Origin of the sequence: Microbacterium sp. GbtcB4 (assembly GCF_019091465.1) — a bacterium.
Lineage (GTDB): Bacteria > Actinomycetota > Actinomycetes > Actinomycetales > Microbacteriaceae > Microbacterium > Microbacterium paraoxydans.
Map to the genome: position 1 here is coordinate 1 of NZ_JAGXJJ010000077.1, position 281 is coordinate 281.

1 pseudogene is annotated in these 281 nt (G+C 71.5%); it reads left to right on the forward strand.

The window, feature by feature from the left end:
- A pseudogene (locus KVS71_RS17345) lies at positions 1-281 on the forward strand (deoxyguanosinetriphosphate triphosphohydrolase); the annotation flags it as partial.

Below are 281 nucleotides of genomic sequence, written 5' to 3' on the forward strand. Positions count from 1 at the left end.
CAGGCGACCGTCCCGACCGAGGCCAGGAAGGGCGGCTACAAGGAGCAGGGCCGAGTGCTGAAGCGCTTGGCCGACGCCCTGTGGCCGACCGACACCCTGTGGTCGGCCGGCGCGGATGTGCTGGAGCCCGCGTTCGCCGCCGACTCCGTCGCCGCCGAGAGCGACGCGGAGCGGGCGCGGGTCGTCGTGGATCAGATCGCGAGCCTGACAGAACAGAGTGCGATCGACTGGCACAACCGCCTGGTCGGGGAGATCGACCCGGCGGAGGTCGGCATCTGGAC